Here is a 24,283-nt window from a genome sequence, read left to right as displayed (position 1 = left end):
CAGCCTTCATCAGGCCCCCTTCCCTGCCTGCGTCAGGCAGGCTTCATGATCAGCACGCCCAAGGGTGGTAGCTGCAAAGTCAGCGACAACGGCTGGCCATGGGCAGGCACAGGCTCGCTGCCTACCGTACCGAAGTTACCGATATTGGAGCCGGCATACCCTTCGGCGTCGCTGTTGAGCACTTCCTGCCACTGCTCGCCAAACGGCACTCCGATGCGATACCCCTCGCGCGGCACCGGCGTGAAGTTGGCCACCACCAGCACCGGCTCGCCTTCGCGGCTCCAGCGCAGCCAGGCGAATACGCTGTTGCGCGCATCGTCCCCCACCAGCCACTGGAAGCCTTGAGGTCTGCCGTCCTGCTCGTGCAGCGCTGGCAACTCGCGATACAGACGGTTCAGGTCGCTCACCAGGCTTTTCACCCCCTGATGGTCGGACTGCTGCAGCAGGTACCAGTCCAGCTGGTTATCGTGGTTCCATTCGCGCCACTGCCCGAACTCGCACCCCATGAACAGCAGCTTCTTGCCAGGATGGGTCCACATGTAGGCGAGATAGGCCCGCAGGTTGGCGAACTTCTGCCAGCGATCCCCCGGCATCTTGTCGATCAACGAGTGCTTGCCGTGCACCACCTCATCGTGGGAAATCGGCAACACGAAGTGTTCGGAGAATGCATAGTGCAGGCTGAAACTCAGTTCGTTGTGGTGGTAAGGGCGGTAGATCGAATCGTTCTGGATGTAATGCAGCGAATCGTGCATCCAGCCCATGTTCCACTTGTACGAGAAGCCCAGGCCGCCCTCCTGGGTCGGGGCGCTGACACCCGGCCAAGCGGTGGACTCTTCGGCAATGATCAGCGCGCCTGGCGCCTCGTAGGCGGCGATCCCGTTGAGGTGACGCAGGAAGTCGATCGCCTCGAGGTTCTCGCGACCACCGTAACGGTTCGGTATCCATTCGCCATGCTTGCGCGAGTAGTCGCGGTATAGCATCGAGGCCACGGCATCGACCCGCAGACCGTCGATGTGGAAGTGCTTGAGCCAGTGCAGCGCCGAGGCCACCATGAACCCACGGACCTCATTGCGCCCCAGGTTGTAGATGAGCGTGTTCCAGTCCTGGTGATACCCTTCGAACGGGTTCTGGTACTCGTACAGAGCGGTGCCATCGAAGCGGGCCAGCCCGTGCTCATCGGTGGGGAAATGCGCTGGCACCCAGTCGAGCAGTACGCCGATCTCGGCCTGGTGGCAGGCGTCGATGAAGGCTGCGAAGTCTTCGGGCGAGCCGTAACGCGAGGTCGGGGCGAACATCGACAGCGGCTGGTAGCCCCAGGAGCCGCCGAAGGGGTGCTCCATGATCGGCAACAGTTCGATGTGGGTGAAGCCCAGCTCCTTGACGTAAGGCACCAGGCTGTCCGCCAGTTCACGCCAGTTGTAGAAGCCGGCCACCTCGCCCGCCTCGTCCAGCTTGCAGCGCCAGGAGCCGGCATGCAGCTCGTAGATCGACAGCGGCTGATCGAGCCCGTGCCGCTGAGCACGCTGCTCCATCCACGCTTGGTCCTGCCACGCGTGGCCCAGCGGTCCGGCGACCTTGGACGACGTACTGGGTGGCAACTCGGTGGCACGCGCCAAGGGGTCGGCCTTCAGCGGCAGGACACCGTCCTTGCCGAGCACTTCGAACTTGTAGGCTTCGCCCACACCCAGCCGTGGGATGAACAGCTCCCAGACGCCGGCCTCGTGACGAATGCGCATAGGGTGGCGGCGACCGTCCCAGCTGTTGAAGTCGCCGACCACCGACACACGCCGGGCATTGGGCGCCCAGACCGAGAAGCAGACGCCGTCCACGCCGTCGACCTGGATGGGCTGCGCACCGAAGCGGCTGGCCAGGTCGCGATGGTTACCCTCGGCGAACAGGTGCATGTCCATTTCGCCCAGCTGCGGACCGAAGCTGTAAGGGTCTTCGGTCACCTGCTCGCCACTGGCCCAGACGATGCGCAATTGATACGCCATCGCGTGCGCCAGGTGGGCGAAGAACAGGCCCGGCAGCGAAGCCTGGTGCATGTCTGCCAGGACGCGACCGTCCTCGCGTGCGATGACCTGTGCCCTGAGTGCGTTGGGCAGATAGGCGCGCACCCAGGTGCCGCCTGCGCCATCGCCGTGTGGCCCCAATACCGCGAACGGGTCGGCGTGCTCGGCGCGAGCCAGGGCGTCGAGGTCCCGTCGCTCGAGGCCGCCGTTGTCACGCGTGCTTGCATTCATTTATGACTCTCCCCAGGTACTGATCAGTCCATGCAAGCCGTGCAAGGGCACAGCCAGCCAGCTTGGCCGGTTTTCGGCTTCGTAAGTGATTTCGTAGGCCGCCTTCTCCAAGGTGAACAGGTCCAGCGCCGCGCGCTCGCCACTGCCCTGTGTCCAGGCATGGGGCAGCGCGGCGGTGGCTTGGCTGTAGGCCTCGAGAAACGCATGCCGTGAATGGTGCAGGTACTGCCGGGCGACCCGTTGCCGCGCTTGCTGGGCCGCCTCGGAAAGGTCCACGCCAGAGCTGCCGCGCAGCAACATGGCAGCAGCATAGTCGAACGAGCGCAGAACACCGCCGACATCTTTGAACGGGCTGAGCTTGGCCCGGCGCTCGTTCAGTGGCCGGGACGGCTCGCCCTCGAAATCGATAAGGTAGGCATCGCCCTGGCGTACCAGCACCTGCCCCAGGTGCAAGTCGCCATGCACCCGGATCAGCAGGCCACCCTGCGCCTGGTCGGCCAGGGCCTGGACGTTCTGCAGCAGCCCTTGGCGCTGCTGTTGCAGGTCATCGACCAAGGCCTGCGCGTCACTGTCCAGTGCCCCGCGGTGCTGGGCAAGCAGGTCGAGCGCATGTTCGAGTTCGGCTGCGATCTGGCAGCCCCACTGCTCGCTGTCCTGCTGGTCGCTGACGCGCGGCGCGAAGGCTTCGTCATCGGTAGACGCCGCTAGGTGCGCATGCATCTCGCCCAGCCTTTGACCGAACAGCGCCGCGAAGTCCTTCAGCTCGGCCAGCGCATTGGCGCGGCCTTCCTGGTCAGTGACGCCAGGCTCGAGCTCGTCGCGGATCGCCCGCTCCAGGGTGTCCTGGGTCCATGCCCAGGCATCGCCCTGATTGCTCAGGTAACCCTGGGCGATCATCAACAGGTGCGGCTGCTGATCGTCCACCCGCTCGACCCAGGCCAGCAGTGGCGAGATGTTGGCGAAGCCCGCCGTGGTCAGGTAGGCGCTCATTTCCAGTTCGGGATGGATGCCGCCGTTGACACGGCGAATGAGCTTGAGCACCAGCTTGTCGCCGACCACCACCGAACTGTTGGATTGCTCGGCGCCCAGGTAGCGCACCGAACTGTCGGCGTTCAGCCCAAGGCTTGCCAGCTGCTCGGTGGACTCGAAGCGCAATTCGCCCGCACTGCTGGGCAGACGCGTGTGGTGCTGGCAGGCCTGCAAGACAGCGCGCACGAATGGCTCGAGCACGAAGGCATCGGTGATCAGACCGACCTGGCCTTTGCGGCGGACCCGTGACAATGCCAGCTGCTGCGGCAGTGCGGCTTGCACCTGGTCCTCGGCCAGCAGGCCGAATGGCAGCTGATAATGGCTGACGGTGCCCTTGCTGGTGACTTCGAGCTCGCTGAGCAGCACGGGCGTGGTGGCGGTGTCCAGGCGCACGCCATAACGCAGGCGAACCTGGTCGAGCGGTCCTTCCTTGCCGGCGAACCAGCGGCGCTTGGGCAGGTACTGGGGCAGGATGCTGTCCTGCAGGGCGTCTCGGGAGGGGCTGTCGAGCAATTCTTCCATGCGGGCTTTCAATACCAATGTGGTCAATTCGGGTAACCCCTCGGCAGGTTCGACATGCCAATGCGGCATGCGTTCGCGGGACGCCAACAGGAACCAGTAGAACCCGTAAGGCGCCAAGGTCAGCAGGAACGGCAGTTGGCCGATCGGTGGGAATGCGCTGCCGCCGAGCATCTCCACCGGCACCCGCTCGGCATAGGCCGACAGGTCCAGCTCGGCGGCTTGCGCTGCGCGTGAGACGTTGGCGACGCAGAGAATGGTCTCGCTGTTGCCCTGCGCATCGGTGTACTCGCGCAGATAAGCCAGGATGCGTCGATTGCTGGGCGACAGCAGGGTCAGCGTGCCACGGCCAAAGGCCTTCTGCTGCGCGCGGACCGCCAGCAACCGACGGTTCCAGTTGAGCAGCGAGTGCGCATCGTGGGCCTGGGCTTCGACGTTGATGGTCTGGTAGCCATACAACGGATCCATGACCGGCGGCAGTACCAGGCGCTGCGGCTCGGCACGCGAGAACCCACCATTGCGGTCGGACGACCACTGCATGGGCGTGCGCACGCCATCCCGGTCGCCCAGGTAGATGTTGTCGCCCATGCCAAGCTCGTCGCCGTAGTACAGCGTCGGCGTGCCGGGCATGGACAGCAGCAGGCTGGTCAGCAGCTCGATGCGCCGGCGGTCACGTTGCAGCAGCGGCGCCAGACGTCGACGGATGCCCAGATTAATGCGGGCGCGACGGTCTTCGGCGTAATGATTCCACAGGTAGTCCCGCTCACGGTCGGTCACCATCTCCAGCGTCAACTCGTCGTGGTTGCGCAGGAAGATCGACCACTGGCAGTTGGCTGGAATCGCCGGCGTCTGACGCAGGATGTCGGTGATCGGGAAGCGGTCCTCCATGGCCAGGGCCATGTACATGCGCGGCATCAACGGGAAGTGGAACGCCATGTGGCATTCGTCACCGTCGCCTTCACCGAAGTACGGACGCGTGTCTTCCGGCCATTGGTTGGCCTCGGCCAGCAGCATGCGGTCAGGGTAATTGGCATCGATTTCGGCACGGATCGCCTTGAGCACCGCATGGGTCTCGGGCAGGTTCTCATTGTTGGTGCCGTCCCGTTCGATCAGGTAGGGGATGGCATCCAGGCGCAGCCCATCGACGCCCAGGTCAAGCCAGAAGCGCATCACCCCCAGGACGGCCTTGAGCACCTGGGGGTTGTCGAAGTTGAGGTCCGGCTGGTGGGCGTAGAAACGGTGCCAGAAGTACTGCTTCGCGACCGGGTCCCAGGTCCAGTTGGAATGCTCGGTATCGAGGAAGATGATCCGGGTGCCGTCGTACTTCTGGTCAGTGTCCGACCAGACATAGAAGTCACGGGCCTTGCTACCGGGCTTGGCATGCCGCGCCCGCTGGAACCAGGGGTGCTGGTCGGACGTATGGTTGATTACCAGCTCGGTGATCACCCGCAAGCCCCGCTTGTGCGCCTCGGCGATGAAGCGCTTGGCGTCGGCCAGGGTGCCGTAGTCGGGGTGCACGGCCTTGTATTCGGAGATGTCATAGCCGTCATCGCGCCGGGGCGAAGGATAGAACGGCAACAACCACAAGGTGTTCACACCCAGCTTGGCGATGTAGTCGAGCTTGCTGATCAGACCTGCGAAATCGCCGACGCCATCGTTGTTGGCATCGAAGAACGACTTCACATGAAGCTGGTAGATCACCGCGTCCTTGTACCACAACGGGTCATCGATGAAGGCTGCCGGGCGAGAACGCTTGGCCATGTGCGACTCCTTTCAATTCCAGGCGGGCCACCCTGGCGGCCCCTTCTCTCGAACGCTTCACCCGCCCCGTGGGAGCGGGCTTGCCCGCGAAGCAAACGACGCAAGATCCGACCTCACCTAGAACGATGAGCCGGACGCGTCAGCGCTTACGACACCTTTTCGATCCGCCAGATCCCGAACGGCTGGTAGGCCGGGTCGATCCGCATCCACTGCGTCTTGCCATACCAGGTCCAGCGGTGGCCATTCATCAGGTCCTCGCCATGGGTCTGGGCATCGTCATCCAGCCCTAGCTCCCACAGGGGAAGCTCGAAATGCGCCTCCTGAACGTTGTGCGGGTCCAGGCTGATGGCGATCAGGATGAAGTTGTCCCGCGCCGGCGTGCGTTTGGCGAAGTACAGGATGTTGTCGTTCCAGCAGTTGAAGAACGCCACGCCCAGGTGCGTTTGCAGGGCGCGGTTCTGACGACGAATCCGGTTGAGCTGGGCGATCTCGGCGATGATGTTGCCTGGCTGGGTGTAGTCACGGGGACGGATCTCGTACTTCTCCGAATCCAGGTACTCTTCCTTGCCCGGCAGTGCCGCGCCCTCGCACAGCTCGAACCCGGAATACATGCCCCACAGGCCCGATCCCATGGTCGCCAGTGCGGCCCGGATCAGGAAGCCCGCGCGCCCCGAGTGCTGCAGGAAGAACGGGTTGATGTCCGGCGTGTTGACGAAGAAGTTGGGACGGTAGCAGTCGCGCCACGGCGCCTCGTTGAGTTCTTCGAAGTAGGTGGTCAGTTCCTTCTTGGTGTTGCGCCAGGTGAAGTAGGTGTAGCTCTGGGCGTAACCGACCTTGCCCAGGCGCGCCATCATCGCCGGCTTGGTGAAGGCTTCGGCGAGGAACAGCACGTCAGGGTACTGACTGCGCACATTGGCGATCAGCCATTGCCAGAATGGCAGCGGCTTGGTGTGCGGGTTGTCGACGCGGAAGGTCTTGACTCCCTCCTCGACCCAGCCGATCACCACATCGCGCAGGGCCAGCCACAGTGATGGGATGGCATCGGCCGCGTAGAAATCGACGTTGACGATGTCCTGGTACTTCTTCGGCGGGTTCTCGGCGTAGCGAATGGTGCCGTCCGGGCGCCAGCTGAACCAACCGGGATGCTCAGTCAGCCAGGGGTGGTCCTGGGAACACTGGATGGCGAAGTCCAGGGCGATCTCCAGGCCGTGCTCGGCCGCAGCGGCGACCAGGCGGCGGAAGTCCTCACGCGTGCCCAGTTGCGGGTGGATCGCATCATGACCACCGTCGGCGCTACCGATGGCGTACGGGCTGCCCGGATCGTCCGGGCCTGCATGCAGCGAATTGTTCGGACCTTTGCGATGCTGGCGCCCGATGGGATGGATGGGCGGGAAATACAGCACATCGAAGCCCATGTCACGGATCATCGGCAGGCGCGAATGCACGTCGTTGAAGGTGCCATGGCGCGCCTTGTCGTCGGTGATCGAGCGCGGGAACAGCTCGTACCAGCTGGCGAACAGCGCCGCCTCGCGGTCCACGTCGACGGCGAACTCGATGCTGCGGGTCAGGTAGGTGCGGTGCTCGGCCTGGTGCATGAGGCGCGCGGTGTCCGGCGCCAGCAGCGTCGCGACCTGATCGTCGATCGATTGACGGGCCAGCCCCTGCTGCAGGGCGTCCAGCTGCTCGCGCAGCGCCCCTTCGGTGCGTTCGATGCCCTTGCCCAGCAGCAGGCGGCCTTCTTCGAGCTCCAGCTTGACCTCGACGCCGGCATTGAACTTCTTGCCCAGGTCGTAGCAGAACGTGGCATAGGGGTCGATCCACGTTTCGATGCTGTAGAGGTGCGGCCCCAACTCGCTGGGCGTGAACTGCGCCAGCCACAGGTCATTGCCGGCCGACTGCATGGGCACGCAGTGCCAGACCCGGCTGTTGGCCTGACGCCAGTTGAGCATCACGGCCAACTGATCGTGTCCGTCGCAGTAAACCTTGGCCGATACGTCGACCGGCTGGCCGCGTACGGCCTTGGTGGCGAAGGTGCCGCCGTCGAGGGACGGCTGCACGTTCTCGATCACGATCCGCGGGGCCAGCAGCGCCTGGGACAGGCTGACGGCCTGGTCCGGGTGATCATTCGCCATGGGCACGCTCTCAAAGGGCTCATTACGTGACATCGAACCTTGCTCCGTTTAGCTTGGACGGTAAGGGTTCAGAGCAGCGCCCAAGAGTGGGGTTCAATAAAAAACGGAGTGTTTGACCATCGGCGCGTGTCTGAGCAGATGCACCCTTCGTTCAACCGTTTGCGAGGCGCGATCATGAACATTCCCACCCCACCGGAAACGCCCGATCCGAACATCGACGACCCGTCCCTGCCGCCGTCCGTGCCACGGGATGATCCGGACGAGTTGCCGACCCAGCCGACTACGCCGCCGACGGTGGGTGATCCGCCCAGTGAAGAGCCGCCGGTGAAAGCCTGAGCGCGTCCGACGCCCTGGCACTGCGTCCGTATCGAGCATGCCTATCGATGATCGAGCTCACGGCATGGCGTGAGCTTAACCTCGCACCGTTCCTGATTGATGGTACTAGCGCTCATGGAGGCTTTCACGTGTCATGACTTCCAGTGGCGTGAGGAAATAGCTGATCAGGCGACGTTGACGGGTGGTGATTTCAGCGGTGACGGCCATGCCTGGCGTCAGTAACAACGGCGTTGCCTCTGAATAGTCGAGCCAAGGACTGTCCAGACGAATACGCACGGCATAGACCAGCCCCCGTTGAGTGTCCTCGATGGCATCGTGGGAGACGCTGCTGACTATGCCTTGCGCCAAGCCGTACCGGGTGTAGCTGAACGTTTCTACCTTCACGTGAGCCGGCTGGCCCGGGCGTACGAAACCGACATCCTTGTTCGCGAGAAAAGCCTCTACCTCGACGGGTTGTTCCTTGGGCACGATCACCATGAGTGGCTGTGCCTCGGTGACTACGCCGCCTACCGTGTGCACAGCCAGTTGCTGCACAGTGCCATCGACAGGTGCCCTGAGCGTACGCTGCCCATGCCGCAGCCGCGCCTTGTCCATTTCCTGCTCGAGCGTGGCCACCCTGGACTCGGCTTCATGCTGCAGGTCGAGCATGTTGCGTCGCTGTTGCGCCAGGATGCTCGCGCGCCGGTGCGTGGCGACATCGAGCGAGGCTTTCACTTCGCGCCGTCTGGCCTGCAACTGATCCAGCTCTCGCTGCTGTTGCAGGTGTTCCTGCTTGCGCTGCAGGTAGTGGTGCTTCGCCACCGCTTGATCCGCCAGAAGCCGGGCATAGTCGTCCACCAGTTCCTGAGCGATGGGCAGTGCGTGCTGCAATGCCTGGATCGATACATCGATGGAACCTAACTCGTGTTCGGCGCGATTGATTTCGGCAGCGGCTTGGTCCAGTTGGCTGCGCAGCTCAAGATATTGGCCTTCGAGCCAGCGTTGGACCGCCTGACGCTTCGTCAAGTCAGCTGCGCCAAGCTGATCAGCCTGCAACTCAGGCGGCCGGTCGCTTTCTATAGTGGCGATCATGGCCATGGCCCGGGCAATGTCGATACGCGCCGATAACAGATCGGCCGCCAGCCGTGCCAGATCGGCCGCGGTTGCACGCGCCTCGAGTTCGACCAATACCTCGCCTGCCATGACCAACTGACCGTCTTGAACGTGAATGGCCCTGATCACGGCGCTTTCCCGGGGCTGTATCACTTTGCTGCGCCCACTCGGCACGACCTTGCCCTGCGCCGTCGCCACCACATCGATCTTGCCAATGACGGACCACACGAGCGCCAAGGACAGGATGCCGACGATGAGGCCTTGCAGCAGACGTGGAAACACGTGGGGCGGACGCTGTTGAAGTGCAAGCACCGGCGCAAAGAATTGCCATTCTGCGTCTGGACAGGGTCGAGGCGTCTCATGACGCTGACGCCAAGCTGTGCATACAGCCGTTACATAGCGTCGAGCCATCGTTCTCACGCGACTCATGTCCTGTCCTCCTGCTGAAGTCGCAGGAGCCGAGCGTAGTGCCCGTCGGGCAAGGTAGCCAGTTCGGCTGGACTGCCCTGCTCGATCAGCCGACCTTCGTCGAACACCAAAATGCGGTCACACGTGTGAAGAGTCTCTAATCGATGGGCGATCATGATGAGCGTTCGGCCACGACGAATATGGGGCAAAGCTGCCATGAAGTCGGCCTGGGCCTCCTCATCCAATGCGCTGGTAGCCTCATCGAACAGCAGGATGGAGGGCTGAGCCACCAAGGCACGGGCGATCGCGATACGCTGGCGCTGTCCACCGGAGAGATTGCTGCCTGACTCGGCTACCGGCGCCTCATAGCCACCGGGTAAGCGCTCGATGAACGTATGGGCGCCGGCCAAGCGAGCAGCCTCGATGACGTCATGCCGGCTCGCCCCTGGCCGCGCCAGCGCAATGTTGTCATGAACGGTGCCTTTGAACAGAAAGGGTTGCTGCATGACGACACCCATGTGCCGACGCAGGCTGGCCGTGTCGGCCATGGCCAGGTCATGTCCATCCAGCCGTAGCGTGCCCTTGCTGGGTGACGCGAAGCCCAGCAGTAGCTTGATCAGCGTGCTTTTGACCGAGCCAGACGTGCCGGTGATGCCGATACATTGTCCAGGCTCGACCTCGAAACTGACATGATCCAGTATCAACGGGCCATCAGCGGCATAGCGAAAGCACACGGAATCGACTGCCACCCGGCCAGACACGCGCGGCAAGGCCATCGCAGCAAGCCGTCCCTGGACTGGCTGTTGAAGGATCATTCCCAAGCGCTGCAAGGCAACCCGTGCCTGCTGGTAACAGGCCCACACTTGGCCCAGGCGTAGCGCGGGTTGGGCCACACGACTGGCAAACAGGTTGAATGCGATGAAGCTGCCGATACTGAGATCGCCCGCCATGACAGCTTGCGCGCCCAACCCGAGTATGACAGCCGCAGCCAGCTTGCCCGTCAGGCCGATCGACTCCTGGGCAAACGCCGCCGATAAACCGAGACGCCGCTGGGCCAGCGTCGCCTCGGTCAACCGTGTATCCCACTGCTCGGCAGTCCAGCGCTCGGCTCCCATGCCTTTGAGCGTGCGTATCGCATTGAGCGACTCCACGAGAAAGGCTTCGTTGGCTGCAGCACGCACCTGTGCGCGCTCGGCGTGACGATGCACGATTGGCCCCCAGCACAGTGCCAGTAGCGCGTAGATCACCAAGGAACCTGCGACCACTGCAGTCAGGACCGGGCTGTACATCAGCATGACGCTCAGGAAAACGAGGGAAAACAACCCGTCCAACACCACGGCCAGACTGTGGTGCGTGAGAAAGTCGCGAACCGTGTCGAGCTCGCGCATTCGTGCGGCAATTTCACCCAGAGGACGCTCGCTGAAAAAATGCGGCGACACCGACAGCAAGTGCCCGAACAATGCCGCCTTGAGTTCAGCATCCAGCCGAGCCAAAGGGTGGGCGAACACGACATGCCGCACCGCGCTGAACACCGTCTCGAACAGCATGACCGCGACCAACCCCGAGATCATGACGACCAGGGTAGAGAGGCTGCGGTGCACCAGCACGTGGTCCATCACCACTTGAAAGAACATAGGCGTGATGAGCGAAAAGGCCAGCAGGCACACACCCGCCAGCAATACGCGTGTCAGTGTCCCTGTGTACTTGCGCACAATGGGCCAACACCACCGGAAACCCGTAGTACAAGTAACGAGCGACGAGGTGACGGGACGCAAGAGCAACAGGGTGCCGTTGCTTCTGCTGGAAAAGCCGAGGCGACTGACCGCGAAAGGTTGGTCATCGCCCAGGTACTGGATCCACAGCTTCCCCTGCACCTGTCGCCAGACCACATAGGGGCGCTGATCACGCTCATAGCCGATGGCCGGTAGCGGCAATCGGTGAGGGTGACGACAGTCGTGCCGTACCTGAGTATCGAATCCCAATCGACGTGCGGCATGCTGAAGCTGATCGAGGGTCAACGGTTGACCGTTCTCCCCATACTCATGGGCCAGCGCCTGCGTACAGCACGCGACGCGATAATGGCGAGCCAGCTGAGCCAATGCCCAGAGCGCAGGATCCGCTGGACGCTGAGCAAACGTGTACATATCCATCGAAAACGACCGAGAAGCGCGCCGCCCTCGTGGGGACGGCGCTGAAGGGTAGAAGAGGTGTCAGGCCGCGTGCGCCAGCAGCGGCTCATGCCCCGTGTGTCGAGGGACATACGGCGCCAACAGGCTGCCTGCGCCATCCGGCGCGAAACCCGCCATGGCATGCGTCAGCGACGCGACCGCGGATGAGGACGTTGTCGCACCCATCTCGGCCAACTCAGGCACTGCCAGGGTGTGTGCACCGAGCAAGGGCTGCGCCGCTGCCGGCTGAGGATCAGGTAGATAAAGCCCACGCCCTGCCGGTGCGTACAGGAAATGCTCCGGGCCAAGCAGGTTCGGGTCCAGGCCATCGATGTACATCAGATCAATGATGGTTCCTTCTGCGTTGGGCACGGTCGTGATTCGAGTGCCATTGGCCAAGGCCAGACCATTGATGACAATCCGCTCTTGTTTTTCGACCTTGAGCTGCGACCATTGCGTCACGCCCAAGGGTGCGAGATCGAGTTTGTCCATGGTCGGATTGAAACCGCGGATGGCATTGTGCAGGTCGGTTTGCCCTTCCTGTCTGGCCGCTACGAAAATGGCTGGGCCTTCACCGTTGCGCTCATAGACCACCCCGTTGAGGCGGGCCTGAGTACGCCCGTCGGCACCGAACTCCATGCTCACGCCTTTCGCACCGCCTTTGAGGATGACCTCGCCAGGCCGTGAATCGGTCGGTTGCGGCGGTGTCGTGGCAGCCCCGTCGAAGTAGCCTTCGGGCAGGGTAAAGCGACGGTCGAAACGAAAATGTTCCGCCGACAGCATGCCTGCCTGCGTATCGAGCAGGTCGATGCGTTGGTTGCCAGGCAACTGAATGCGCGTCGTGGTGCCTTCCTGTGCCAGGGTCAGCTCGGCGAAGCTGCCGATACCCATGCCCGTCACGGCAATCACCTCGCCCTTGGCTGCCTCGAAGCCCTGGACGGTGTCCTGGCCACCGGCACGCTGACGCACCACGTAGAGATCTCGGCCTACACTGCCGGTCAGCGTATTCGCACCTCGCCCTCCTTCGAGCACGGTGCCTTGCCCCGACGCGATCAGGTGATCATTGCCATCGCCGCTGACCAGATGGCCGAATGCCCCAGGCGAAACGATGGACAAGGGCTGGCCTGCCAGCGTAGCGCTACCGCTTTGAAGATCGATCCTGACATCGGTGGAAATGGCCGCCGCATTGAGGGTGTTGAAGCCTCCCGCACTGCCGTTGACGGCATCGTCCAACACCGCACGTGTCGGCTCTTGAGCGATGCTCGCGAAGGCATCGGTGTATACATACTGGTCGTCGGCCGAGGCCGCCTCGCCATAGACGCGCAATCCCCAGCTGTGCAGCGTGATGGGCTTGCCGCCCTCGGCACTGCTGGCCTCCAGTGTCCACGAGCCCTGACTGTACTCACCCCAGTGGTGGGTCGACATGAAGCTGTAGCTGAAGGCCCCGCTGCGCTCACTGCCTCGATCGGTCTCGCCTGCACCTTCGCCGAAACGTTTTTTGCCAGCCCGGTCGAGCAGCAGGCTTTGCGTACCGGTCGGTGAGATCAGGCGCAGTTGCAGATCGCCCAATTGACCGACTTCGGTATTCACATCGACTTCGACATGCTCGATCCGCACGCCTGCCGGCAGCGTATGTTCAGCTCGCGCAGTCTGGCCTGCGGCGATGACCAACTCCACCGACGTGGCCGCAGCGCCGACCTCGGTTTCGTTGACCAGGGTACGGGTGGCGGTCCAGCTTTCTGCCAGCCGCACCGCGGCGCGTGCATCCACTTTGCCGAACCCATAGTCATCACTTTTGCGCAAGCCGCCGCCATTCCAGTGACGCGCAGTGTTGTATGTCCATGTGGTAGCGGCATCCGCTACATAGGCTGCCGATAGCGCCAGGATGTGCTGCACGTCGCGATAGCCCAGCGACGGATTGGCTTCGAGCATCAAGGCCGCCACGCCAGAGACGATGGGCGTCGCGAAGCTGGTGCCTTGGGTCGCCGAATAATCGCTGCCGAACACGGCCCCACGCGCAGTGTCCAGCTTGCGGCTGGTGGCCAATACGTTGCTGCCTGGAGCCGATACCAGCAAGCTGGTGCCCGGATTGGAAAACGGCGCCGCCTCGATCTGAAGCGTGGAAAGGTCGCCCTTGGCATTGATCGCTCCGACCTGGATACCGTAGCGGTGATTGCTGGTCAGCGAACCTTGCGCACTTCCCCCGGCAGCCCGTGCGTTTCCACCTGCATTAACCATGACGGTACCCAGACCACCGCGGCCATTGCGAGCAGCGTACTGGATGTTGAGCAGCAGCGCGGTTTCCGTGGTGACACGACCACCCGTCAGGTTCGTCAGTGCAAAATCGTGGGTGAACCCCCAGCTGTTGTTGGCCACATCGTAGTGGCCTGTGTTGGACAGCCCCTGCAGGTCGTTGCCTTGGTTGGCCAGGTAATGCCCAGCCAACGAGGCCTCAGGCGCGACACCGACCGCGCCCAGCTCGTCCCGTGCCGCTGCGATCACACCGGCCACCTGGGTGGCGTGGTTCGAGAACTGCGATGGCAACAGCCCCTCCTTGCGCTGAGAGGCCAGCCAGCCCGAGTCGACGTTCGGCGCCAGGTCCGGGTGCTGGATATCGAAGGTTTCCGGCCCGACCGAAAACGCCCCGCCGGGCTCGAAGATGCCTACCCGAACCCCTTTGCCGCTGTACTGCTGCCAGACCGGATACACGCCCACGTCCGCCAGGTACCACTGTCGAGCGGCCAGCGGATCGCTGGGTACCTCGTCGGTCAGCAGGTGCACCTCACCCCGCATCGGCGCCGCTTCGCCGGTCTTCAGGCTCACCACGTTCATGGCCGGGTTGCCCGCGGCATCGAGCAACGCGTATTTGAACCCCATGGCGCCTTGGCCATGCGGGTCTGGCGTGAAGACCACGTTGCCGTGCTCATCGAGCACGGCCGTACCGCCCATCGCTTCACTGACGTCACTGAGGCGCAGGGGGCCTTGGCTCCCCATCGGTTGATCGTTACCCAGCAAGGTTGTCGCCGCGATCACCCGCGCACCGTCTCGTCGGGTCAGTACTGCGCCGCTGGCGTCGGTACGCACGCTGTCGGTCACCGGCATGGCATGGGGGCCGCCCAGGTTGACCGCGGAAATGTCGGCGAAATTGAGTTTCTGGATACGCGTGAGGGTCAGGGTGCCATCGCGTCCGGCAACGGTGTCCTGCAGGCGGTAGCCCGTGTCGGTCGGCGTGATGACGTAGTCGCCATGCGCGCCATGCAGGCTCACCAGGTTGACGCCACCTCCACCATCGATCACGGCATCGCCCTTGCCTGCCTCGATGACGTCGTCACCGTCACGGCCCTTGATCAGCGCTTGCCCGGCCCCGGCGTAGATGATGCTGCCCTGGGCCGAGGCGAAGATGAGGTCATTGCCGGGCCCGGCATAAATGACCGACTTGCCCGTGCCACCGACGATGATGTTGCGGCCCTGCCCGCCGACCAGCACATCCTCGCCGCCCCCACCGATGAGGGTGCTGCCCGCCGCGCCGCCCTTCATGAACACGCCGTGATTGGCCCCGGCGATGAACACATCGTGCCCACGCCCGCCTTGCGCCATCAACACGCCCGCCTTGGCCAGGTTGAGCGACAGGCCCCGGCCGCCCACGACGATGACAGCGTCACGCCCACCGCCGCCGCTGATCTGGGACGTATCGTCGCTGGTGCTGATCAGGAAGACATCATCCCCGACACCGCCCTCGTAGCGATTGCGGCCGCCTCCGCCGACCAGCCAGCTTCCCTCCGGGGCCGCTTTGAGCGTGTCGTCGCCCCACCCACCTTGCACGGTCTGCACGCCCAGGGCCTGGGCGTCCAAAGTGACGCCCTTGTCATCGTGGATCGTGTAACTGGTCCGGGTGACCTCGCCCGCGCGGCTTTCGATACGCTGCCCTTGAGCGTCGGCCTGCACGCGGTGACTGACGGCATCGCTCAAGAAATTGACGGCCTGGGCTTCGCGCTGCTGACCATCGATGACGAACGTGCCGGTAGCACGCAGGGTATTGCCGCTGGCATGGGTGGTGTTCTGGGGCGTGGCCGCGAGCGCAATCTCCGAGATCGACCAGGCATCGAGCGTCTTGAGTTCGTCGGCTTCGCTGCTGCCGTTGCGATTATCGTCGGTCCACACACGCAATTGCGGCCACTGCGCATCGGACGCGGTGATGCGCCCGTCGGCATCGCTGTCGAGAGACGCGAGCGCGGCGAACGCATCCGGGAACCTCGCCTCGCCAGGCTGGCCCGCCTCCCCTGTCTTGCCGCCAAAATACTCGGAGATCAACTGCCCGCCATGCCGAATGGCGCCACTGCCGTCGTCCAACGCCAGCAGGCCCGTGCCCACACCGACCCAGCCCGTGCGTTTCACGGTGCCGCTGTTGTCGATGTCGAAGACCGTGCCGTCCACGATGGACGTCATCGTCACACCCTGCCCGGTCAAATCGAGCAGCAGCGGATCCACGTAGACGTTGTGGGTGGTGTTGGCGCCCAGGTTGTTGAAGAGCAGGCTGTTCTGAAGGCGCTCGGACGGTGTGCAGGCAGTGCCTTTGTCGATGTAGGCCTGTTGCAGGTATTCGTTGGGTTTGGCGTTGGGGTCCAGTTGGATTTCTCCAGGGCGAACGCCGCCTGTGGCCAGACTGGCGATTTGCGTGGACATGAAATCGGTCTTGTCGAGGGCGCCGCGCTCGAAGCGGATCTGGTGAGTGGCTTCGGAGACGGCATAGCCGTTGCGCACCGAGTCTGCGGCCTCGGTTTCTCCTTGGGTGCGGTTTTTGGGGAGTGGGTTGTTTTTGATGAAAAGGGCCAGTTCTGGATCGGGAACGACGTACGTGGCGGTATTGAGCAGTTCTTGGACCGAGTCTTGGGCCAATGTGGTCGCTTGGTCCAGAATGGGACCAGACAGTGCTTGGATCATGCGGGGACTGGTGACTCGGCGAATCCAGCCAGAGACGTCAGCATCTGGGCTGGATGGACCGTGGGCGGCCAATTTGCTGAGTATGTAGCCAGACAGCAGCATTTCTCCAGTAAAATCACCAGCGAGCTGAAGAGCACTACGCCAGAGAGTTTCCCGTTCAGCAATGGGTGTTACTTTAAAAGCAGTATCAAGCGTCCAGTAGCTTATATCAAGCCCCGCTCCTAAGAATACTTGGTTATGAAAGTTAATAGCCTGATCTGCATCAATTTCAAATTGATCCTGACCAATGCTTTTCTCAAAAAGATCAAGCGTGGCCTTTGCCATTGATCGCTTCACTCGTTCGAGGATTACAGGCGGCATTTCTTCTGCATGCCGCTCAGCATAGCGCTCCATCATAAAGGTTACTGCAGCCCTGCCCGCCACGCCCTCATAACTGACAACGCCTTTCGCTAAAGTCGCATATCGAGACCCCTTGGACTCAAGGAACTTATAAAAATCTGCCGGCCCTTGAGCATCAAGCAATGCTTTAGCCGCCTCAAAGTCTTGCCTTGTGATACTCATACTTCTCACCCCTCAACCTTTTTATATTTATAAACTTTCAAGCTCTCCTCATTCGAGAGCAGAAAACTTTTCCAGTAATCCAAGTATCTCATCGGAAATCTAATTTCTATCCGGCTTCCCAACATTTTGCTATAAGCATAGAACGTGCAATATGGCACTCTACTTTCAATATTGCACACCCCTACTACGAGAGAGAATCCACCAACATCTCGCACCCAAAATACCCGCTCCAAATCGATCGGCTTTGAATAAAAATAATTCAGACCCAAGAGCTTTTCGTAATCATCCTCTTTTCCAGTTCCGAACCGATAATAATTCTTGATCACCAAAATGTTTTCTAGATATTCTTCTTTCCCAGGCGCCAACATCATACCGACACCAAAACACTTTTCAGCGTTAGCCGTGTGATATTCGGCCAACTTGAACTCAGGCCAACACCAGCGAAACAATCTGCTCACAAGCCTATCCGTGCATGTGTGGTCACGACTGGACAATCCCTCTCCCCACGGATCATCGCCGACATATTGAGCAAGCCCCCCAAACACTGAATAAGGAAAGCGGTATATCCACTCACCGAACACCCCGCATGTGTATTGCTCCTCTGGCTGGGCGCTTGCGTCATTCCCACGTAACGCTTCGATCGACCTGACTGCTACTGGAGTGAATTGCAAGCCCACCCAACTTAAAAACAACCCGATTACAATAACTCTCGTCAGCGTACACTTACCCATGACGCATGCCTCCGCAGACGTAAGTGACCGTCAGTTACCAGCAGGGCTGATGACGTTTAATTTTCTTTAATGTCAACGCACGTTACCTGTCGCTCCACGGCCTCAAAATGACGCTTCCAGTTCGCCAGGTCGCGCGCTGCAAAATTTACTTGCATGAATTTATTCCCCTGCCGGCTGTACATATCAAAAATGCACTGCGGAGAAGCCATGTCCTGTCGGCAGGCCCCCACGACATAACCGGCAGGCAACGCCATGTTCATATACAAGCGCTCTTGGCCCTCACGCACATCGATATAGTCAAGCGCCAGCGCCTGGTCGTGAAGGATCTTCTCTTTCGAGATAGGCAATAAATAACTAGGGTTTTGCGGAGGCCCAGTGTTCGTGATCGGCCTCAGAACGGGCAACATGCCGGTGACCTCGCACGTTTTACCGCGTGAATAGAACCCGATCAGGCGAAAGTCAGGGACGCACGCTCGAGCCACGTCATTGCGAAACGCTGCAACGAGGGCGCGCTTGCGGGCCGATAGCACCTCCCACGTCGTAGTGATCGCTTCATTCTCAGATTCGAACAGCGGCCTGGGAGACGAAAACAGCAGGGTGTTCATCATCACGCACAGTAGGCTTTGGCCCTCGACCGGCTCGTCGGCGGTCATCGTCGACGCTGTCTCCAGGGGCGCCGATGGCGACCCTTGATCGTGGTGCTCATAGATCAGACCCGACACACCACACACCACCACGAGAAACACAACAGCCCATTTCTTTTTCATTGAATTGCCACTCCTGAAAGTCAATCTTGATGCTCAAGGACGAGACGCTGCATTCCATGAGCGTCCGCACAGCGCACTCACCGCTCGGTGAACTCGACGATTCGCCCGGCTTTTTTCAAGGCTTGCGCGCGATGAGCGATGATCAGCACGGTTCTTCCCCGGCAGATCTCGGGCATGTGTTCGAGAATGTGCCGCTCCGCCTCGGCGTCCAATGCGCTGGTGGCCTCATCCATGATCAGCACCTTGGGATTGGCGAACAGCGTGCGGGCCAGGGCAACCCGTTGGCGCTGGCCGCCGGACAACGAGCTCCCGCCCTCGCACAGCACGGTGTCGTACCCTTGGGGCAGCTTGAGGATGAAGTCGTGGGCACCCGCCAGGCGTGCGGCTGCCACGATGTCGTCGAACGGGGCACCGGGATCGGTGAGGGCGATGTTCTCTCGCACCGTGCCGTGGAGCAGTACCGCGTCCTGCGTGACGACACCCACCTGCTGCCTCAGGGAAAGCGGTTGCACGGTCGCCAGGTCGATGCCATCGATCAGTACCTGGCCCTGCTCTGGGACGTGGAGCTTTTGCAGCAGAAGCGCCAGGGTGCTCTTGCCGCACCCCGAGGGCCCGCGGATGCCCACCACCTCACCTGGCTGGATGACGAGGTTGAATCGGTCCAGAACGAGAGGCTGACCGGGCGCATAACGAAAACTGACGTTGCGAAACTCGATTCGCCCGAGGATGTCGGGCATCGGCTGGCAGGCGGGATCGGTGTCTTCCCGAGGCGCATCGAGCACATCGGCCAACCGATGCATGGCGATTCCGGCTTGCTGCAGATGCACCCACAGGTGCGCGAGCCGCTGCACGGGTTGGGCGATGCGCGTGGCGAGCAGATTGAAGGCGACCAGTTGTCCCAGGGTCAGGCCGGACTGGATCACCAGCCACGCCCCCAGGCCCAGCACGGTGGCGGTCGTCAGCTTGCCGATCAGGCCAACGGCCTCCTGCATCAAGACGGACGTGTTGCCGGCCCGAAGCCCGGCGAATACCGTGCTGGCCTGCAGCATGGCCCAGCGCCGCTTGAACTGCGGCTCGGCAGCCAGCGTTTTCACCGTGTCCATGCCACGCAGGGTTTCCAGCAGGAAGGCGTGCTGGGCGGCACCGTGAACCGCTTGCGCCTCCAGCCGTCGGCGTAGATGAGGCGTGAGCCCCAGCGCCAGCGCCAGGTACAGGGGAAGCGAACCCAGCACGACCCAGGCCAGCACCGGACTCAACAGGAACAGGGCAGCGGCGAAGACCGCGAAGAACAGCGTGTCGATCAGTGCGCTGAGGGTATGTGCGCTGAGAAACTGCCGCAGCGTCTCGACTTCCCCCAGACGGGCGACCAGATGCCCGCACTGCCGCGCCTGAAAGTAAGACAGCGGCAGAGCCAGGAGGTGACGGTACAGCTGACTACCCAGCTTGGCGTCGATACGCGCTGCCGTGTGCTCGAGGGTGTAGGTGCGGATGGCGTTGAGCGCGCTTTCGAGCAGCGCGACGGTCAGGCAGGCGATGACCAGCACGTCCAGCGTGTGCAGGTTGCGGTGCAACAGGACCTTGTCCATGACTGCCTGGAAGAACAGCGGCGACATCAGCGCAAAGAGCTGCAAGGCAAACGCGGCGACCAGCACCTGCCACAACCACCTGCGGTGCTCCACGAGCGCGGGGATGAACCAGCTGAAATCGAACCGGGCCAGGTTGCCGAGGGCCGCACGCGCAGGCTGCAAGACCAGCAGTTGCCCGGTCCACCGCTGCGCCAGATTCTGCAAGGAGAGGGTTTCCGATTGGCCGCTGAGCGGGTCATGTACGAGTACCGTGTCCTGTCGCACGGCGGCCACGATGAAAGCTGACCCGTTTGCACCTGAAGCGATGGCAGGCAGAGGTTGACGCGCCAACTGCGCAGGCGTGCAGGGTTGGTAATGACCTGTCAGGCTGTACTGCTTGGCTTCGTCGAGGACGGTATCCCATCGCAGGTCAGCACTGTCAGCAATGGTTACAAAGCAGCGGTGAAAATGACCAATCGCCTGTAGGCATGCCCGAAGGCTGGAGGTGCACCTGTCCATGATTCGGCCCTGCTCAACAAAGTCAAAGCAAGACTAACCAGGAACGAGAAGGGGCGATGTCAGCTCGTGTCTGAAGATTTCGCAGGACGTTTCGTAGGCAATTCCATAAAGGCCGTAAGAAGAAAGGTAAGTCCAAAAGAGAAAAAGAACCGACTAACGCGCTAAACGCGCTAGGCTGAAGTCAGACGCCCTGAGGGCTAGCCATGAACAAACGAGGCTGCTTGTCACATGCATCGCAGGCGCACCAGCGCCGCCGAGAAATGACTGTTTGATGGCCCTGTGCCTACAGGACCTCCAGTTCCAACGTCATCCCGACGTTCTGCAACAGCCGTTCGCTTACCCTTTCACAACTCCATATTCCGCAGCACTGATCTCCCGCATCCGAAACTTCTGCACTTTTCCCGTGACCGTCATCGGAAACGCCTCCACGAAGCGAATGTGCTGGGGCACCTTGAAGTGTGCGACATGCGCCCTGCACCAAGCCTGCAATTGCGTGGCCGTGACGGCCTGGCCAGGTCGCAGCCTGATCCAGGCGACGAGTGCCTCCCCGTACCGGCTGCACGGGATACCGACCACCTGCGCCTCGGCCACCGCCGGGTGCGTGTGGAAGAATTCTTCCAGCTCGCGCGGATAGATGTTCTCGCCACCGCGAATGATCATGTCCTTGTTGCGTCCGACGATACGCACGTACCCCGCCTCGTCCATCACGGCCAGGTCCCCAGTGTGCATCCAGCCTGCCGCATCGATAGCCTGACGGGTGGCCTCGGGGTCACGCCAATAGCCGAGCATCACGCTGTAGCCACGGGTACACAGCTCGCCGATCTCGCCCCGAGCGACGGTCACGCCGCCGGCATCCACCAGCTTGGTCTCCAGGTGCGGCTGCGTGCGCCCGACGGTAGCCACGCGCAGCGCCAGCGCATCGTTCGGGCCGGTCTGCAACGAGACCGGGCTGGTCTCGGTCATGCCGTAGGCGATCTGCACCTCGGCCATGTGCAATTGGTCGATGACCCGGCGCATGACCTCGATCGGGCAGGTGGCGCCGGCCATGATGCCGCTGCGCAGGCTCGACAGGTCCAGCTGCGTCCGCACGGGGTGGTCGAGCAGTGCGATGAACATGGTGGGCACGCCATAGAGCACGCTGGCACGCTCCTCGGCCACGGTGCGCAAGGTCAGCTCGGCATCGAAGGCGTCGTTGGGATAGATCATCGTGCTGCCATGGGTGAGGCAGGCGAGGTTGGCCATGACCATGCCGAAGCAGTGGTACAGCGGCACGGGGATCATCAGGCGGTCACGTGCGGTCAGGCCCAGGCTGCGGCCGACCATGCGTCCGTTGTTGAGGATGTTGTGGTGACTCAGGGTGGCGCCCTTGGGCGCACCGGTGGTGCCGGAGGTGTACTGGATGTTCACCGGCTGTTCGCACCGAAGCTGCCGTTGACGCGCCTCATAGGCTTCGACCGAGGTCTGCGCTGCCTGCTCGGCCAGGGCCCGCCAGGGCAGGAAGCCGCTTGGCGGCTCGTCCACCAGACTGATCGCCCCGCGCAGGTCGGGCAGCCGTTCGCTGGCCCACTCGCCCGACGTCATACGGGCCATGTGTGGCACCAGCGCCTGCACCATGGCGTGGTAATCCGACGTCTTGAAGGTGCCTGCGCACACCAGCCAGCGGCACCCGGACTGGCGCAGCACGTACTCCAGTTCGGCAACCCGGTAGGCCGGGTTGACGGTGACCAGGATCGCACCGACCTTGGCGCTGGCGATCTGCAGGATGCACCACTCGGCGCAGTTGGGCGACCAGATGCCGACCCGGTCTCCTAGATCGACCCCCAGTGCCATCAGGGCACGGGCCTGCAGGTCGACCTGCTCGGCCAGCTGTCGCCAGGTGTAGCGCAGGCCTTGGTGGCGTACGACCAGCGCTTCGTCATCGGCATGCCGGGCGACGGTGGCATCGAAGGCCTGACCGATGGTCGTGGTCAGCAGCGGCACGTCCTGGTGACCGCGGGTGTGGCTGGGTTGATTCATGGGCGTCCCTTGTTGTGGTTGTTCTGGGCACGGTTGAAGCCAGCGACGGTAACTCTGGACCACAATGACGTTTACGTAAAGGACATGGATCGATTGACAGCACCCGCTTGCAGGCTTACGTTTACGTAAAGGCAATGAGCGACACTTCACGCCCTGGCATGGAATACGGACCGTGTGGGAGCGGGCTTGCCCGCGATGACGATCGTCCAGGCCAGGGTGATGGGCCTGCTGACGCTTTCGCGGGCAAGCCCGCTCCCACAGGGCATTGAGCGTCAGGTACGTGAGCCAGGGTGTCGTCCTCCCATCCAAGAACAACAAGGTGCCCTCGCATGCATTACCCTTCTCTGAATTTCGCCCTGGGCGAAACCCTCGACATGCTGCGCGATCAGGTGCGCACCTTCGTTGCCGCCGAAGTGGCGCCGCGTGCCGCGCAGATCGATCGCGACAACCTGTTCCCTGTCGACCTGTGGCGCAAGTTCGGCGACATGGGCCTGCTCGGCATCACCGTGTCCGAGGCGCATGGCGGCGCAGGCCTGGGTTACCTGGCCCACGTGATCGCCATGGAGGAAATCAGCCGTGGCTCGGCCTCGGTGGCGCTGTCCTACGGCGCCCACTCCAACCTCTGCGTCAATCAGATCAACCGCAACGGCACACCCGCGCAAAAACAGAAATACTTGCCTGGTTTGCTCAGCGGCGAGCACATCGGCGCCCTGGCCATGAGCGAGCCCAATGCAGGCTCCGACGTGGTGTCGATGAAGCTGCGCGCCGAAAAGCGCGGCGACCGCTACGTGCTCAACGGCAGCAAGACCTGGATCACCAATGGCCCCGACGCTCACACCTACGTGATCTACGCCAAGACCGACCTGGACAAGGGCGCCCACGGCATCACGGCGTTCATCGTCGAACGTGACTGGAAGGGCTTCAGCCGCGGCAACAAATTCGACAAGCTGGGCATGCGCGGCTCCAACACCTGCGAGCTGTTCTTCGACGGCGTGGAAGTGCCGGAAGAGAATATCCTCGGCCAGCTCGACGGCGGCGTGCGCGTGCTGATGAGCGGCCTGGACTACGAACGCGTGGTGCTGGCCGGCGGGCCTACCGGCATCATGCAGAGCTGCCTGGACCTGGTGGTACCTTACATCCACGACCGCAAGCAGTTCGGCCAGAGCATCGGCGAATTCCAGCTGATCCAGGCCAAGATTGCCGACCTGTATACCCAGCTCAATGCCAGCCGCGCCTACCTGTACGCCGTCGCCCAGGCCTGCGACCGCGGCGAGACCACCCGCAAGGACGCCGCCGGGGTGATCCTGTACACCGCCGAGCGCGCTACGCAGATGGCCCTGGAGGCGATCCAGATCCTCGGCGGCAACGGCTACATCAACGAATTTCCGGCGGGCCGCCTGCTGCGCGACGCCAAGCTGTACGAGATCGGCGCAGGCACCAGCGAAATCCGCCGGATGCTGATCGGCCGTGAACTGTTCAACGAAACCCGCTGAGC

Annotated in this window: 12 protein-coding genes; 2 read left to right on the top strand and 10 right to left on the bottom strand. The window is 62.4% G+C overall.

Features of this window, described 5'->3' with window-relative positions; genetic code table 11:
• Window positions 1–32: 32 nt before the first annotated feature.
• The 3 genes from glgB to G7007_RS07960 all read right to left on the bottom strand — a co-directional run bounded on the left by glgB (window position 33) and on the right by G7007_RS07960 (window position 7,717).
• The gene (glgB, locus tag G7007_RS07970) at window positions 33–2,243 is read right to left on the bottom strand and encodes a 1,4-alpha-glucan branching protein GlgB (RefSeq protein WP_181100536.1); all 2,211 of its coding nucleotides are present in this window, start codon (window positions 2,241–2,243) and stop codon (window positions 33–35) included.
• Window positions 2,244–5,552, bottom strand: coding sequence for a maltose alpha-D-glucosyltransferase (gene treS, locus G7007_RS07965; protein ID WP_181100534.1), 3,309 nt, complete (start codon window positions 5,550–5,552; stop codon window positions 2,244–2,246).
• Window positions 5,553–5,698: 146 nt separating this feature from the next.
• Window positions 5,699–7,717 (bottom strand): alpha-1,4-glucan--maltose-1-phosphate maltosyltransferase, encoded by a 2,019-nt coding sequence (locus tag G7007_RS07960; protein ID WP_181100532.1) that lies wholly within the window; start codon window positions 7,715–7,717, stop codon window positions 5,699–5,701.
• A 141-nt stretch (window positions 7,718–7,858) separates the two neighbouring features.
• On the opposite strand from G7007_RS07960, the gene G7007_RS07955 reads away from it, so the two are divergent.
• Window positions 7,859–8,020 (top strand): hypothetical protein, encoded by a 162-nt coding sequence (locus G7007_RS07955; protein ID WP_181100531.1) that lies wholly within the window; start codon window positions 7,859–7,861, stop codon window positions 8,018–8,020.
• 105 nt (window positions 8,021–8,125) lie between these two features.
• Here the strand turns inward: G7007_RS07955 and G7007_RS07950 are convergent, their stop codons facing one another.
• The 7 genes from G7007_RS07950 to G7007_RS07920 all read right to left on the bottom strand — a co-directional run bounded on the left by G7007_RS07950 (window position 8,126) and on the right by G7007_RS07920 (window position 22,788).
• Complete coding sequence (locus tag G7007_RS07950; protein WP_308852287.1) at window positions 8,126–9,394, bottom strand: HlyD family type I secretion periplasmic adaptor subunit; 1,269 nt, start codon at window positions 9,392–9,394, stop codon at window positions 8,126–8,128.
• A 143-nt stretch (window positions 9,395–9,537) separates the two neighbouring features.
• Window positions 9,538–11,670, bottom strand: coding sequence for a peptidase domain-containing ABC transporter (locus G7007_RS07945; RefSeq protein ID WP_181100527.1), 2,133 nt, complete (start codon window positions 11,668–11,670; stop codon window positions 9,538–9,540).
• Between the two features lie 60 nt (window positions 11,671–11,730).
• Complete coding sequence (locus tag G7007_RS07940; protein WP_258198514.1) at window positions 11,731–17,190, bottom strand: S8 family serine peptidase; 5,460 nt, start codon at window positions 17,188–17,190, stop codon at window positions 11,731–11,733.
• A gap of 5 nt (window positions 17,191–17,195) precedes the next feature.
• Entirely contained in the window at window positions 17,196–17,921 is a 726-nt protein-coding gene (locus G7007_RS07935) for a hypothetical protein (protein WP_181100525.1), read from the bottom strand.
• A gap of 56 nt (window positions 17,922–17,977) precedes the next feature.
• Window positions 17,978–18,688, bottom strand: a complete 711-nt coding sequence (locus tag G7007_RS07930) for a hypothetical protein (RefSeq protein ID WP_181100524.1) — start codon at window positions 18,686–18,688, stop codon at window positions 17,978–17,980.
• A gap of 77 nt (window positions 18,689–18,765) precedes the next feature.
• Window positions 18,766–20,772 carry a peptidase domain-containing ABC transporter gene (locus G7007_RS07925; protein WP_181100522.1) on the bottom strand — a complete coding sequence of 669 codons (2,007 nt, stop codon included), beginning with the start codon at window positions 20,770–20,772 and terminating at the stop codon, window positions 18,766–18,768.
• Window positions 20,773–21,108: 336 nt separating this feature from the next.
• A complete protein-coding gene (locus tag G7007_RS07920) occupies window positions 21,109–22,788 on the bottom strand; it encodes an AMP-binding protein (protein ID WP_181100521.1) in 1,680 nt (559 codons plus the stop codon).
• A gap of 329 nt (window positions 22,789–23,117) precedes the next feature.
• Between G7007_RS07920 and G7007_RS07915 the strand changes: the two genes are divergently transcribed.
• Window positions 23,118–24,281: an isovaleryl-CoA dehydrogenase gene (locus tag G7007_RS07915; protein ID WP_181100520.1), complete on the top strand. Its 1,164-nt coding sequence runs from the start codon at window positions 23,118–23,120 to the stop codon at window positions 24,279–24,281.
• Window positions 24,282–24,283: the final 2 nt, after the last annotated feature.

It is taken from the genome of Pseudomonas entomophila (genome assembly GCF_013523125.1).
Classification (GTDB): Bacteria; Pseudomonadota; Gammaproteobacteria; order Pseudomonadales; family Pseudomonadaceae; genus Aquipseudomonas; species Aquipseudomonas entomophila_B.
The sequence above is the reverse complement of the archived record's forward strand: the minus strand, read 5'-3'. Positions and strand labels throughout refer to the sequence as shown.